The organism is Psychroflexus torquis ATCC 700755 (assembly GCF_000153485.2).
Classification (GTDB): Bacteria; Bacteroidota; Bacteroidia; order Flavobacteriales; family Flavobacteriaceae; genus Psychroflexus; species Psychroflexus torquis.
This window is the reverse complement of the sequence record NC_018721.1, coordinates 452,030-466,097: the sequence shown is the minus strand read 5'-3', so window position 1 is coordinate 466,097 and position 14,068 is coordinate 452,030. Positions and strand designations below refer to the sequence as shown.

Annotated in this window: 12 protein-coding genes; 1 reads left to right on the top strand and 11 read right to left on the bottom strand. The window is 35.3% G+C overall.

Annotated features, from left to right (window positions below; all coding sequences use genetic code 11):
• Window positions 1-76 precede the first annotated feature (76 nt).
• From P700755_RS02020 to P700755_RS01990, 7 genes are all read right to left on the bottom strand, one after another.
• Window positions 77-2,557, bottom strand: coding sequence for a PIG-L family deacetylase (locus P700755_RS02020; protein WP_015023084.1), 2,481 nt, complete (start codon window positions 2,555-2,557; stop codon window positions 77-79).
• Window positions 2,558-2,618: 61 nt separating this feature from the next.
• A complete protein-coding gene (locus P700755_RS02015) occupies window positions 2,619-3,164 on the bottom strand; it encodes a mechanosensitive ion channel domain-containing protein (RefSeq protein ID WP_015023083.1) in 546 nt (181 codons plus the stop codon).
• Between the two features lie 3 nt (window positions 3,165-3,167).
• Window positions 3,168-4,049 (bottom strand): hypothetical protein, encoded by an 882-nt coding sequence (locus tag P700755_RS02010; RefSeq protein ID WP_015023082.1) that lies wholly within the window; start codon window positions 4,047-4,049, stop codon window positions 3,168-3,170.
• Between the two features lie 5 nt (window positions 4,050-4,054).
• Complete coding sequence (locus P700755_RS02005; RefSeq protein WP_015023081.1) at window positions 4,055-4,636, bottom strand: Maf family nucleotide pyrophosphatase; 582 nt, start codon at window positions 4,634-4,636, stop codon at window positions 4,055-4,057.
• The gene (locus tag P700755_RS02000) at window positions 4,633-5,475 is read right to left on the bottom strand and encodes a geranylgeranylglycerol-phosphate geranylgeranyltransferase (RefSeq protein WP_245535989.1); all 843 of its coding nucleotides are present in this window, start codon (window positions 5,473-5,475) and stop codon (window positions 4,633-4,635) included. The genes P700755_RS02005 and P700755_RS02000 overlap by 4 nt, the downstream gene beginning before the upstream one ends.
• A 73-nt stretch (window positions 5,476-5,548) precedes the next feature.
• Window positions 5,549-6,052 (bottom strand): KdsC family phosphatase, encoded by a 504-nt coding sequence (locus P700755_RS01995; protein WP_015023079.1) that lies wholly within the window; start codon window positions 6,050-6,052, stop codon window positions 5,549-5,551.
• Window positions 6,039-6,794, bottom strand: coding sequence for a Rossmann-like and DUF2520 domain-containing protein (locus P700755_RS01990; RefSeq protein ID WP_015023078.1), 756 nt, complete (start codon window positions 6,792-6,794; stop codon window positions 6,039-6,041). The genes P700755_RS01995 and P700755_RS01990 overlap by 14 nt, the downstream gene beginning before the upstream one ends.
• Before the next feature lie 312 nt (window positions 6,795-7,106).
• On the opposite strand from P700755_RS01990, the gene P700755_RS01985 reads away from it, so the two are divergent.
• Entirely contained in the window at window positions 7,107-10,283 is a 3,177-nt protein-coding gene (locus P700755_RS01985; RefSeq protein WP_051007997.1) for a cytochrome c biogenesis protein, read from the top strand.
• A 5-nt stretch (window positions 10,284-10,288) separates the two neighbouring features.
• On the opposite strand, the gene P700755_RS01980 is transcribed toward P700755_RS01985, so the two are convergent.
• From P700755_RS01980 to gldA, 4 genes are all read right to left on the bottom strand, one after another.
• The gene (locus P700755_RS01980; RefSeq protein ID WP_015023076.1) at window positions 10,289-11,017 is read right to left on the bottom strand and encodes a shikimate dehydrogenase family protein; all 729 of its coding nucleotides are present in this window, start codon (window positions 11,015-11,017) and stop codon (window positions 10,289-10,291) included.
• Window positions 11,014-12,039 (bottom strand): DUF368 domain-containing protein, encoded by a 1,026-nt coding sequence (locus tag P700755_RS01975; protein ID WP_015023075.1) that lies wholly within the window; start codon window positions 12,037-12,039, stop codon window positions 11,014-11,016. The genes P700755_RS01980 and P700755_RS01975 overlap by 4 nt, the downstream gene beginning before the upstream one ends.
• Complete coding sequence (locus P700755_RS01970) at window positions 12,017-12,961, bottom strand: DUF368 domain-containing protein (RefSeq protein WP_015023074.1); 945 nt, start codon at window positions 12,959-12,961, stop codon at window positions 12,017-12,019. Before P700755_RS01970 ends, P700755_RS01975 begins: the two co-directional genes overlap by 23 nt.
• 82 nt (window positions 12,962-13,043) lie before the next feature.
• Window positions 13,044-13,943: a gliding motility-associated ABC transporter ATP-binding subunit GldA gene (gene gldA / locus P700755_RS01965; RefSeq protein WP_015023073.1), complete on the bottom strand. Its 900-nt coding sequence runs from the start codon at window positions 13,941-13,943 to the stop codon at window positions 13,044-13,046.
• Between the last annotated feature and the right edge of the window lie 125 nt (window positions 13,944-14,068).

The window sequence follows — 14,068 nt, the reverse complement described above, 5'->3', positions numbered from 1 at the left end:
AATATATAAAGCGTTTAAAATCAAAACCCAAGTATAGGCAGTTTTCCAAACGTATTTTTGAGGCGATTTTGACATTCTATTCTATGGAAATTAAGTTAGAGAGCAGCTTATAAGCCCCTGGAACACCCGCGGGTAATTCTCTAAAGAAACTTAAGCCTGTATAAATATAATGACCTTTCCCATACTTACCCACAAGAATACTTCCCTCTTTTGGGGTTTCGTCCTTATCATTCATGGAGAGGATGGGGGTTAACTTTTCCGACCATTGGTCAGGAAAATAAAGTCCTCGCTCTTGTACCCAACCTTCAAAATCTGACTTGTCGATTTTGTTGGGGATATTCAAAACCCTATGCTTGGGGTTTAAAAATCTAACTTCAGCTGTTTCTTCGGTCACCCGATCCCGTGACATTTGCATAGGAAAAGGGGCAATCTCATCTGTTTTTAAACCTCTATTGGTGTTGTATTGAACAATTATAGTCCCTCCATTTTGCACAAATTCAAATATAAAGGATTGTTTGTAGGCCAAGGATTCATGGATATTGTATGCTCTTATGCCCATGATGACGACGTCAAAATCTTTAAGCTTTTCTTGAGTAAGATCAGTAGGTAAAAATTCTTTTACGTAAAAGCCCAGATCCTTTAAGTTGGAAGCTACACTAGAACCTGCTCCAGAAATATAAGCTATGCGTTTTTGGCTAAGTTTGATATCTAGATTCACCAGTTTTGCGGAGGCATCTTCAATAAGGTTATGTGCCCCAATGTGATCGTATTCTATGGTGGTAACTGATTTGTTTAAGGTGGTTTTAGAGAGTTTTAATTCGGGAGAAATCATTGCTTCAGAAATTGACGAAGGAGTAATTTCAAAATTGAAGCTTTTGCTTTCACCTTTAGTGTTTAAACTAACCTCATGCGAGTTGGGCGAGATTTTCCATTTATTTGGAAGATTTAATTTGAGTTGCCCAACAACCGATTCTTTGAAGGCTTTGACGTTGACTTGAATGATCTTGGTTTCAGAATTTTTGAAGACATAAACTGACTTATCAAAACCCAAAGAGGCTTCAGGTAGGATTTCAAAATTCTGATACACCTCTCCTTTCACTGGATCGTTGTACTTGTAAATTAGAGGTTTTTTAAGAGTAAAGGATTTTCCTTCAATCTCAAAATTGAATGTAAATTGAATAGGTTTTGGCGATTCTGGTAAACCTATGAGAGCCCTATTCTCAACCTTATAAATACCTAATTTTGCTTTTTCCTTTAGCCAATAAGGTGTAGTGTAATTTTCTTCTGAACTCAAGTTGAACACTGTCGAAAATCTGACGTCATTATTGTTTTCGAGCACAGTTTGCTTAACGTTGATAGGTTTTCCTCCGAGTGAAACATACTTTAATTGAATATCAATTGGGCTTCTGTTTATGAGTTCCATTTCAATCTCAATAGCATCACCGGGATTGGCATAGGCTATTCCACTTTGGACTTCTACGAAAAGACCTAAGCAAGCTTGGATGACAGATTGAATATGCTTGCTTTTTTGAGATCTCCAAAACTCATCCTCAATAGAATGGATAAGTTGTTCTGCCTCTAGCAATTGAGGAATAACCTTCCAGGGTTGTTTAAAGTCAAAATCTTCTTCAACCTTATATAGAATATCCCCAATAGCTTTTCCTTTTGGAATACGACTCCAAGACGTATCGATTCCATGAAAAGGATCATTTCCTGCAAGTTTTTCACCTTTTATTAATTCAATGTATTCCGTCTTCTCTCCCCTAGACCCTGTATTTCCAAAGCCTTGAGATTTATGCTGACTTCTACTTAAAGCAGAAATTTCATTATTGGATAAACCTTCTAAAGGATAAAAAGCATTGATCTCCAGTTCAATAAAATTAGTTTTATCGGCTTTGTCAAATGCTTCCTGACTTCCATAGAACCACCAAGAGGTATTAAAGAAAGCTCTTTTTGGAGACCAAGGTTCAACCAGTCCTAATTGAGAAGTGTATTTATTGCTTTGACCAGCAAGATCGAATGCTTCAGTACTAAGTATAGCAGATGAGGTATGGTGACCATGAGTGCCTCCAGAAGTCCTATGATTAAAACGGTTGATAATGATATCTGGTCGATGTGTTCTTATAGCCCACACAACATCAGAAAGTATTTTTTCTTTATCCCAGATGTTTAAAGTTTCTTCTGGCGTTTTTGAATAGCCGAAATCTATAGCTCTAGAGAACCACTGTTGTCCTCCATCTATAGTTCTCGCTTTCAGTAATTCTTGTGTGCGAATCATACCCAGCTTTTCACTAAGCTCAGAACCCATCAAATTCTGGCCTCCATCACCACGAGTGAGCGATAGATAGGTGGTTTTGGCATAGCGCTTTTTAGAAAAATAAGTAATTAAGCTTGTGTTTTCATCATCGGGATGAGCTGCGATATACAAAACATTGCCTAGAAAATTGAGTGATTTTATCTGTTGGTATATTTCTGAAGAGGCTAGCTTTTGTGGGGTTTGGCTATAGCATACTGCATTTAAAAATAAAAAAATACTGCATAATAATGTTTTTGTCATAGCCTTAATTTTCACCAAATATAAATACCTAAATATCATTTTGCGGTGGATTCAAATTTTTTTAACGATCTCCGTAGTCAGGCTTGTCCAGAAGGGCATCTTTCTTAAGCAGGGTTACTGGTTTTTGTAGGATTAAATTATTGGGATAGGTCACCAGTTCGTCTTCATCTGTACGCAAGTGAAGTTGAAAGGCTTTTATATCTTCTATGATCCCTTCAATGGGAAAGTCTTTATCGTGGATTTTAATTTTATCTCCTAATTTGTATGGAAAAGAAAAAAACATAATAATACCAGAAGTTATATTGCTCAACACAGACCAAATTGCAAAAAGGGCAAGACCTAATACGGCAAAAACAGAAGAAAAAACGAGCGCAAGTTCTCTTATTTCTACTCCCCAGATGAGTAAAAGCCCGAACACAGCTATAAAAAACACCAACACATTAATGTACTTAAAAATGAGTCGAGTTCTTACAAAATTGAGTTCATCTCGTTTTGCGATTCGCTTTGCAGATTGCTTTAAGGTAAACCTTAATAATAAAATAAGAAATACAACTATAGCAGTCCAGATGATTTGGGACTCATGTTGAAAAAAAAGAGTTTCAAGCATAACTTATAGTCTTAAACTATCCCGCAAATGTAGATATTTGTTTGAGTTTTTTTGCCAATATTTTGTCTTTAAAGTTTTCAATTTTTTGGCCTTAGAAATCAATGTATCCTTTCCTTGAATCTCCATCTCTTCCCACTTTTCAATTTCAAATGGAAAAGACTTTTCTTGGTAGATTTTCAAAACCCTTCCCAATTCATTATACCTTAAGGTTGTAGTAAGGTAGTCGTCTTCTCTTTGTTCTATGGACGCTGAATACGTTTTAAACTTTTCATGATTGAGCTGTAAAAAGGAAAAGTCTGGAAAGATGTCCTGTTTTCCAAGTTTCAACTCCTTTGGAGCTATTCTGAGTTGAATCCAAATTTGATTTTCTGATAAGACGGGCTTTAGTGTAAATGTTGAATCTGCTTCACCTTCAAAATAGGAATGTGTTTCTAATTGAAAATCACCTCTATGATTTAATTGAGCATAAGAGTGTCCGCACCATTCTTGAACGCTAGAGGTCAACTTTAAAAGAGGTCTCTGTTCACCAAGTGGAAAAAAAGCGCTTTGCATTATGCTGTAAGGATAAATCCCCGTGTTGAACTTTTTTGTGGAATTAAGCTTCATGACGGAACGTGTAGTTTCAGATTTGGAATTGGCTTTAACTTGTACTTCACTTAAAAAGTCTTCGGTCACAAATATAAGCATGGCTTTGCCTTGTCGCTTTTCACCATATCTATAAAATTCCAAATCATAACTGGTCAATTCAGCGTTTCCATCATACCAATACGATTTGAATTCAGTAGATAGATTTCTTTTTTCAAAATTGTCATCATTAGAGTTACTTTCGGTCTTAGTTTGACAGCTTATTAGTAAGATAAGAAGAAGGAGCGGTAGAGTTCTCATGATTATTATTTTAAGTTCGATAATTCAGAATATACTAAATGAATTGGAAACCCCATAACGGTATAAAACGAGCCTTTTATTTCTGAAATACCAATCTGACCTATCCATTCTTGGATGCCATAGGCTCCTGCCTTATCATAAGGCGAATAGGTGTCGATATAGTACGAGATTTCATCCTTCGAAAGAGCTTTAAAGGTAACTTCTGTAGAATCATAGAGGGTTTCAGTTTTGTCTTGGGTTTTTATACAAACCGAAGAAATTACCTCATGAGCTGTGCCGGAGAGGGAACTCAGCATTTCGATAGCCTCATTTCTGTTTTGAGGTTTATTCAGCGCCTTGTCTTGATGCCAAACAATGGTATCTCCAGTAATGACTATATCGTCTGATTTTAAATTTTGAAATTGATCTGCTTTCAACTGAGCTAAATAATCACTGATCTCATGATGTTGTAAGGTCTCGCTAAACACTTCATCAACTGACCGTAATTCTACCTCAAAATCCACACCTATGGAGGTCAAGATTTCCTGCCGCCTTGGGGATCCTGATGCTAAAATTATGCGCTTTTGTTTTAAATTTTCTAAAATCATAGGTTTAAAAATGTGAACATAGAAGAAATACCAATCAAAAATACGAGTTTCAAATGGAAACTAATGCTAGTGTAATCCTTTTGATTTTTGGCTTTCAGAATTCGTTTAGAAATAAGGATGAGAGGAATAAGAACAAATACAAATACATAAAATATAAAAATGTTGAGTGATAAAAAGTAATTAAGCAGAATCGTAAGAAGTATTAAAATAGTAAATGTTAGAAGTCCAAAAATTATGTGGTTAGATCTTTTTCTACCAATCAAAATAGGTAAAGTTTTCATCTTGCAGTAATAATCGCCTCTTAGATCTTCTACATCCTTTATCAATTCCCTGCTCAAATTTAAGCTAAAGCCTAAAAGAGCATACGTTAGAATAGTAAAGTAAAACACAGGGCTTTGGTCATTATCTACAAGAGCTAGCCCAAAGCAGAAAATACTAGCTCCCACAAGTATGCTAATGAGGATATTTCCAAGAAGCGCTATTTTTTTTAACCAAATAGAGTAAATAGCAAGGGCTATGGGTGATAAAACACAAATGCTAAAAACAATCCACAAGCTTTTAGAAGGATTCGAGAGGAGAATAAACAGTATCGTGAAAAGTCCCAAGACATTGAGTCCAAAATATAGTTTAAAAGCTATTCTTCGTTTTATAACTTGATCGATGATAATCTTATTTGGCTTATTGATGCTATCTGTGGTCACATTAAAAATAGCGTTAATAATATGTCCTGCTGCTGCAAGGCACACTACAGTTAGAATTAGAAGTAAATAATAAGGAAGGCCAATACTAGGTTTTTGTCCAAAACCAGGCAGCAGAGCATACCTTATCGTCATAGCCATAAAAACAATTATGGTTAAATTTTTCCAGCGTATAAGATTGAGAAAGGCCATAAATAATTTTACTAGACCAGCTCTAAAATTTCCACTTCCCCTGAGCCTTCATCACCTGCTCAATGAGATCTCTTACGCATCCATCGCCGCCATTTTTATGAGAGATATAGGCAGAGACTGCTTTTATTTCTGGAACTGCATCCTGAGGACAAGTTGGTAAACCCACCATTTTCATAGGATATACATCTGGGACATCGTCTCCCATATAGGCGACCGCTTCTGGTTTGATGTTATACACCTCTAGAAATTCATTTAAGCATTCCACTTTATCTGCAACTCCTAGATGAATATTGGTTATACCCAAATCTTTAAGCCTAGTCTTTACCATTTCATTGGTTCCTCCAGAAATTACTATGATCTCGTATCCTGCTTTTAGGGCTTCTTTTACTACAAAACCATCTTTTACATTCATAGTCCTAAGGAGTTCCCCAGAAGAGGAAATCTGAAGAGTGCCATTGGTGAAAACACCGTCAACATCAAAGGCGAAAGTGGTAATGTGGTTGAGTAATTCTTTATAGTTTGTCATGCTTTTTTAATATAGAGGTTGTCATTAGGTTATAAATTGCTTTGTAATCTTTTGAATTTAATTGTTTCAAATGATTTGTTATTGTTTTTTCATCATTCCTTACAGCTGGTCCTGTCTGCACTTCAGATGGTGATTGAGATTGAACTTTATCTGAAGTTTCTTTAATCAAGGCCTTCAAAATATCAAATGGGATATCATCTTGTAGACAGATATCTTCTCCAATCGCATACAGGTGATTTGTGAAATTACAGACAAACACAGCAGCCAAATGTAAGGTTTGCCTTTGTGTGGTACTAATTTCATACTGGTGTTGAGAAATGCTTAAGGCTATAGATTTCAAAAGCGATAAATTTTCTTCTGAATTAGCTTCGAGGCAAAATGGAATTGTAGAATAGTCTAGTTCAGACGTCTTTGAAAAGGTCTGAAGCGGATAGAAAACACCGGAATTTTTAGGAGAGGTTAACAGGCCTTGATTTCCTGAGGTATGTGCAATAATTCCAGCTTTAGTTTTAATTTGTTCAGCAGTAGACTCTATGACATCATCTTTAAGACAAATGAGATAGAGGTCTGCAGGTTTTAAAGCAGAAATATCAGTTGTAAGGGGAACTGAGTTTTCAAACTTCAAAAGGGAACTTCTTTTATGGTTATAAACCTGAATAACTGAACAAGTTTTGGAAGATTGAAGAGCCTGAAACATATGAGTTGCCACATTACCGCTCCCTAAAATAACTATTGAATACATTGAAATATCTTAAATTCTTAGGTGCAAATGTAATGTTCATTTTTTGAAAGTAAAATTTATCAGTTTTAAAACTTTTCTATGGCATATTAACGATTTGTCTTATAAGCACATATTTTTAATTATAACTGATAATTCTTTAGTTTTTTTAGAGAGTTGGCGTAGTACTGTTTTATGAGTTTAATTAACACAACTTCAACGTTAGGAAGCGATAGAGAGATTAATAAATCCTCTCATATTACTTATATTTGTATTCATTATTTTAAAGCTATGTTAGAGAAAAAAATAAAAAGTATATTGTTTTCCACAAGATTGATGGCCGTCTTGTTTATTGTATATGCAGTGTCTATGGCTGTAGGAACTTTCGTTGAAAACTCCTATACCACGATTACAGCTAGGGAGTGGATTTATGATGCGTGGTGGTTTGAAATAATCATGGTTTTTTTTGTTATCAACTTCGTGGGAAATATATTTAGATTTAAATTATTTCAAAAAAAGAAACTCACTACTCTTTTACTTCACTTGTCTTTTATTTTGATTCTTGTTGGGGCCTGGGTCACACGATATCTAGGTGAAGAAGGTATAATGCCTATCCGAGAGGGGGAGGTTGCAAGTACAATGCTATCTGAAAAAACATATTTATCCACGTTTATAGATGGAGAAATTGATGGTGAGCCTCTAAGAAAAAAAGAGGATTTTAGAATTAGTTTAGGGCCTGGGATTACAGAGGGAAAAAAAATTAATACAGATTATGATGGCAATTCTGTTCAAATTGAGTTCTTAGAATTTATCCAAGGTGCAGAAGAAGGTATAATTGAGGATGAGGAAGGGGTCAATTTTCTTAAAATCGTAGAATCTGGTGAGGGAGAAAGGCATGATCATTATTTGGAAACAGGAGAAGTCGCCAATATTCATAATATCTTGTTTGCATTTAATAAACAGACGGACGGTGCTATTAACATCATAGGTACCAATGAGAGTGGATTTACTATAGACTCTCCTTTTAATGGAGATTGGATGCGTATGGCAGACCAAGAACGCGGGCAATTGGTCGAAGATTCAATTCAAGATTTACAGATGCGTTCTTTGTATAATCTTGGAGGCATGCAATTTGTGATCCCAGATCCATCCATTAAGGGGCGTTATGATTTGGTTCAAAAGGAAATTGCAAAAAACAATGATCCAGACGGTATTTTCATGCAAATTACTGCCAATGGACAAACAGAAAAAGTTGGTTTGCTTGGTGGTAAAGGGTTTCAGATGGATATGAAAAAGGTGAATGTAGGAGATCATGATGTGTATTTGAGCTATGGAAGTAAAAACATTGAATTGCCTTTTGCCTTAAAGCTCAATGATTTTATAGCTAAAAAACATCCAGGTACTGAAGATAGACCTCAGCCGAGTTATGAGTCTTTTATGAGTAAAGTAGAGGTAGTGGATGGAAGTGACTCATATCCTTATGACATCTATATGAATCACGTTCTAGATCACCAAGGGTATCGTTTTTTTCAATCGTCTTTTGATCCAGATGAAGGAGGTACTATTTTATCTGTCAATAACGATTGGTGGGGAACTTGGATTACATATGTAGGATATTTTTTGCTCTATCTAGGAATGATGGCTATTATGTTTGATAGAGGGTCTAGGTTTGGAGATTTGAGGAAGAAATTGGAAAAAATTAAGATGAAAAAAGAAAGATTAGCGGGTATATTAATTTTGTTTTTGGGATTAAGTGGCTTTGCTCAGACTCAAAATGGAAATGTTGTAGAAGACTCTAATAAGCCAGAAGACACCCAAGTGACTTCATCCAATCATGATCCTAACATGATCCAGGAAGTGGATTATGAAAAGGTTATAAAATTGATTAAAGCCAATACGGTTGATAAAGACCATGCTGCCAAATTTGGGGAATTGGTTATTCAAGATTTTGGAGGTCGAATGAAACCGATCAATACGTATTCTTCAGAATTGCTTAGAAAGCTGGGTAAAAAAGACAATTATAATGATTTGAATAGCGATCAAGTTCTGCTATCCATGATTGAAAATCCCGCAATTTGGTATTCTGCGCCCTTGATTTCCATAAAAGCTAAAAATGACAGCTTACATCACGTCTTAGGAGTTCAAGAAAATAAAAAATATGTATCCTTGACCGACTTTTTTAAGATGGACGGTCAATATAAATTAGGTGAGTATTTAGATGCAGCATACAAAGCTCCAGTGCCAAATCAGTTCCAAAAAGACTTCATCACCGTCGATGAAAAGGTGAACTTGATCTATAATACTTTACAGGGAAAACAATTTAGAATTTTTCCTGTCCCAGAACATTCTAATAATAAATGGGTTTCTTATTCAGAATTGGACGACGAGAAATATTTCGCAGGTGTAGATACTTTATACACAAAACAAATTCTCCCTCTCTACATGCAGTCCCTTAGAAGTGCACGACAAACGGGAGATTATGAGCAGTCTAACGAACTGCTTTTGAGTTTAAAATCTTTCCAAAATAAATACGGTGGAGAAGTGATGCCAAAGGAGGGTAGGATAAAAGCTGAAATCCTTTACAATAAAATAGATATTTTCAATCTCTTGTTTCAGCTTTACCTTTATGCGAGCTTGATTATGATCGTCTTTGTGATTTTGAGTATTTTCAAGCAAAACAAACTCAATAAAATTACTATAACCATAAGTAAAATTTTATTGGTATCACTTTTTCTAGTACATACGGGTGGCCTTGCCGCCAGATGGTATATTTCTGGATATGCTCCTTGGAGTAATGCCTACGAGAGTATGATTTACGTCGCTTGGGCCACTATGTTTTTTGGCTTAGCCTTTGGACGGAAAAGCGATTTGACCATGGGCTCTACAGCTTTTGTGACTTCTATTATTTTGATGGTGGCTCATTGGAACTGGTTAGACCCAAGTATTGGTAATTTGCAACCAGTTTTGGACTCCTATTGGCTAATGATTCACGTGTCCGTTATTGTTGGAAGTTATGGTCCTTTTGCTTTAGGTGCTATCATAGGTTTGGTGTCTCTTATTTTAATAATAGCGACCAACAAGTCCAACTTTAAAAAGATGAAATTAAATATTCAGGAACTTACCATTATTAATGAATTAGCATTAACAGTTGGTTTGATTATGCTTACCATAGGAAATTTCCTAGGTGGCCAATGGGCCAATGAAAGTTGGGGTAGGTATTGGGGCTGGGATCCAAAAGAAACTTGGGCTCTAATCAGTATTTTTGTATATGCTTTTGTGATCCACATGCGATTGGTTCCAGGTTTAAGAGGATTGTTTGCCTTCAACTGGGCTGCAGTTATCGCTTTTGGATCTATATTGATGACCTACTTTGGAGTGAACTTTTACCTTTCAGGACTACATTCTTACGCTAGTGGTGATCAAATTATCAGCTATCAGTTTATCATTATAGCCCTAATAGTTTGGGTTTTAATAGGCTTTGCAGCTAGATATAAATACAAAAAATACTACTAAATAAATTACTGATTCCAGATTTCCCAAGCTTTTTCTGCTTGGGAAATAAGCATTTGTTCTCCATTTATAATTTGCGCGCCCTTATCTTTTCCTTGAGCCAAAAATCTAGTGAGGGAGGGGTTATAAACCAAATCGTAAAGCAAATGCGTTTCGTCAATGAATTCGTAAGGAATTGGTGGGGATTGGTTGACATTAGGATGAGTACCTAGAGGTGTACAATTAACAATAAGTTGATGGCTTTTTATAATTTCTGAGGTAAGATCTTTATAAGTAAAATCACCTTTATCTTTTTCTCTAGATACCATATTGATATGATATCCCATAGAGACCAGAGCATGTCTTATTGCTTTGGATGCGCCCCCAGTTCCCAAAATTAAGGCGGCTTCATGGTTGGGAGCAACTAAGTTAAAAATAGATTTTGTGAAACCAAATACATCTGTATTATAACCAATCAATTTTTTATTTTCAATTTTAATAGTGTTTACTGCGCCAATTTGTTCAGCTTGAGGGTCTATTTCATCCAGAAAAGGAATTACGTCTTCTTTGTAGGGTATAGTCACATTAAGACCTCTTAAATCCAAAGAGTTACTTGCGATTTGTTTAACTTCTTCAATATGCTCAATATCGAAATTGATATACTTAGCTCTGATGGCCTCGTTGTGGAATTTGGTATTAAAAAATGTTTTTGAAAATGAGTAATCAATATTTCTTCCTAAAAGTCCGTATGTTGTCATGAATAGTTAATTTTATTTTTACTGTTGCCATACCAAGCTAAGCCCAAAACTATTAAAATTCCTACTAGTATAAAAGAGAAACCAACCCAAGTACTAAGTTGACTTAATTCTGGCCAATACCGAGAGTAATTGTCTAAAATGGGGTCTCCACTAGTATCTAAAATAGTACTTCCTAATGGGTCTGTTTTAAAAATTTTCTCCTTCCAGGGCCACACCACTCCTAGGCTGCCAGTTATAAATCCAATAATAATTGAAAATGCAATTTTCTTATAATATTTCAAAACGTAATTTAATAAGTGGGATAGGGTAATAAGTCCAAAAAAAGAACCAGCGGTAAACGATCCCAAAACTTGAAGTAGCCTAGTTCTTTTAGGGTCTTGTGTAAAACTAAAATCAAGCCTCACCACATCAGCAATAGTATCGTAAAGGGCATTTACAGAATCTACCAATAGCAAGACGTAATTGCCTAATAGGATTAGTATAAATGAGCCCGATAAACCCGGAAGGGTCATCCCTGACACACTTATAATCCCACAAAAAAACACAAATAAGAGATTATCATTTTCTGTAGCAGGTTTTAAAAAGCTAATGCTCAGTCCTGCCACAACGCCTAGGCTTATAAAAACAATTGTTTTAATTGATCTTATTTTAAAATCTTTACCGATGTAATAGATAGAGCCTACAATCATACCAAAGAAGGTAGACCAAACGTTAAGCTCGTAGCTTTCAATTAAGAAATCCAATAATTTTGAAATGCTGAAATAGCTCACGACCATTCCAAGAATCAATATGCCTAGAAACTTAGCGTTTATATATTGGAAAAAACTCTTAAACCTAGCATTGAATAGAAGCTTAAAAGACTTGAAATTAAATTTCTGGAGAGAATAAATAAATTCTTCATAAAAACCAGTAACAAAAGCAACAACACCACCAGAAACTCCAGGAACTTTATTGGCAGCGCCCATAGCAAGACCTTTTAAGAAAAGGAAGATTTTATCGCTAAATGTCCTTGTGCTCTGCATTTGAAAGGGGTTGTTTTTTGGCTATTTTTTCGAGTAAAAGAATAAGTAAAAATCCTAATATAGCAGCTATACATGCGTACACTAGTTTAGGATCTCCGTCAAATTGAGTGGGTAAAATAGAAACTTCCTTTAAAATAACTACTTTGCCTTTTATGATTTCTGAGTTTATAACTTCTTTCCAGGGCCAAATTTTATTGAGAGAACCTGCTATAAATCCTGTGAGAACCGATAAGGTAAGCGATTTAAAGTTCGTAAATAACCATTTTAAAATTCTAGAAAAACTCAATAATCCAATAACTGCTCCAAGACTCACAAGGCCAATAACTTGGATATTAAATTCAGATACCGCTGCTGAAATTGATTTATATCCGCCAAGCAGGACCAAAATAAAGGCTCCTGAAATTCCAGGTAAAATCATGGCACAGACCGCTATTGCTCCGCACATAAGAAAATAAAGCGGATGATCGATGCCCTGTGCTGGGGTGAGTTTCGTAATACCAAAGGCGACGATAAAGCCTAGAATAGTAACCCCGATTAGTTTCGGATTCCATTTTTCAATTTGTTTTCCTACATACCAAACGCTGGCACCTACTAGGCCGAAAAAAAATGACCAGACCACAATGGGGTAGGTGTCCAATAAGTAGTTGGTTAATTGCATAACAGTAAATATACTGATGAAAATACCTGTTAGTAGCGCAATAATAAAACCACCATTAAGATGCGCCCACATCGCAGCGAAACCGTTTTGCCTCCATGTTTTAAAAAGAGAAATGTCTACATTGGCGATGGTCGTCACTAGTTCTTCATAAATTCCTGTAATAAAAGCAATGGTTCCCCCAGATACTCCGGGAACAACATCGGCCGCTCCCATTGCTAAGCCTTTTAGGCTAATGGTAATATAGGATTTTAGATTTCTCTTCATAGTAAGTTTAGATAACAAATAAGCAAGATAAAGTTATAGATGAATATGGCGTTTAATTAGTTCAGGTTTATTCAAAAACCATTTAATTATCTTTAGTTAAATCTATAAATAAGCTTTCAAGATTTTTATTTTTTTTGTGAAGTTCGAGTATTTTTAAACCCTTGTCGTATGCAAAATCAAAAATATCTGGTCGTTTATCTAAAGGCGTATTAAATGTTATTTCGTATCGGAACCGCGTTAAATTCCTGATGCTAATCACCTTGCCAATTTCCTTTAAGGCCACTTCTTCAATTCTATAATTAAATTCTACCTCTATGACCTGTTCTTCGGGATCGTTAAGGTCTGAAAGTTTTTTATCTGACACAATTTGCCCTTTGTTTATGATGATGACCCTATCGCAAATTGCTTCTACTTCTTGCATGATATGCGTAGAAAGAAGAATTGTTTTCTCTTTACTAATGGAAGTGATTAACTCCCTTATTTCTATTAATTGGTTGGGGTCAAGACCTGTGGTAGGTTCATCAAGAATTAAAACACTAGGATCATGAAGTAAAGCTGCAGCAAGCCCAACCCGCTGTCTATAGCCTTTTGACAATTGATGGATGCGCTTGTCAACTTCTTTGGTCAACTTGGTTTGTTCTATTACCTTTTTAATTCTTTCTTTTTTACTTTTGAAAATCCTCGCATGGAAGGAAAGATATTCCTTGACATACATCTCTAAATAGATTGGATTGTGTTCCGGTAAATAGCCGATTTGGCGTTGAATATCAGTTTTTGCTTCACTTAATTTTATTCCATTAATACTAGCTTCACCAGAACTAGCACTTATAAATCCAGTTAAAATCTTCATTAAAGTAGATTTTCCAGCGCCATTTGGCCCTAGCAAGCCTACAATTTCACCTTTATAAATTTTGAAATTAATATCTTTTAAAGCAAATTGATCTTTATAGGATTTTGAAATGGATTTGACTTCAATAGACATTCGATAGTTTTAATCAAAAATACAAATTATATCTTTTAATGAGTTCAAAAATCACTGACTTGTAAAGTTTTTTAAGGAATATTGAATTCACTAAAACCAAGCTAAAAGCCTTTGAATTCTGACAT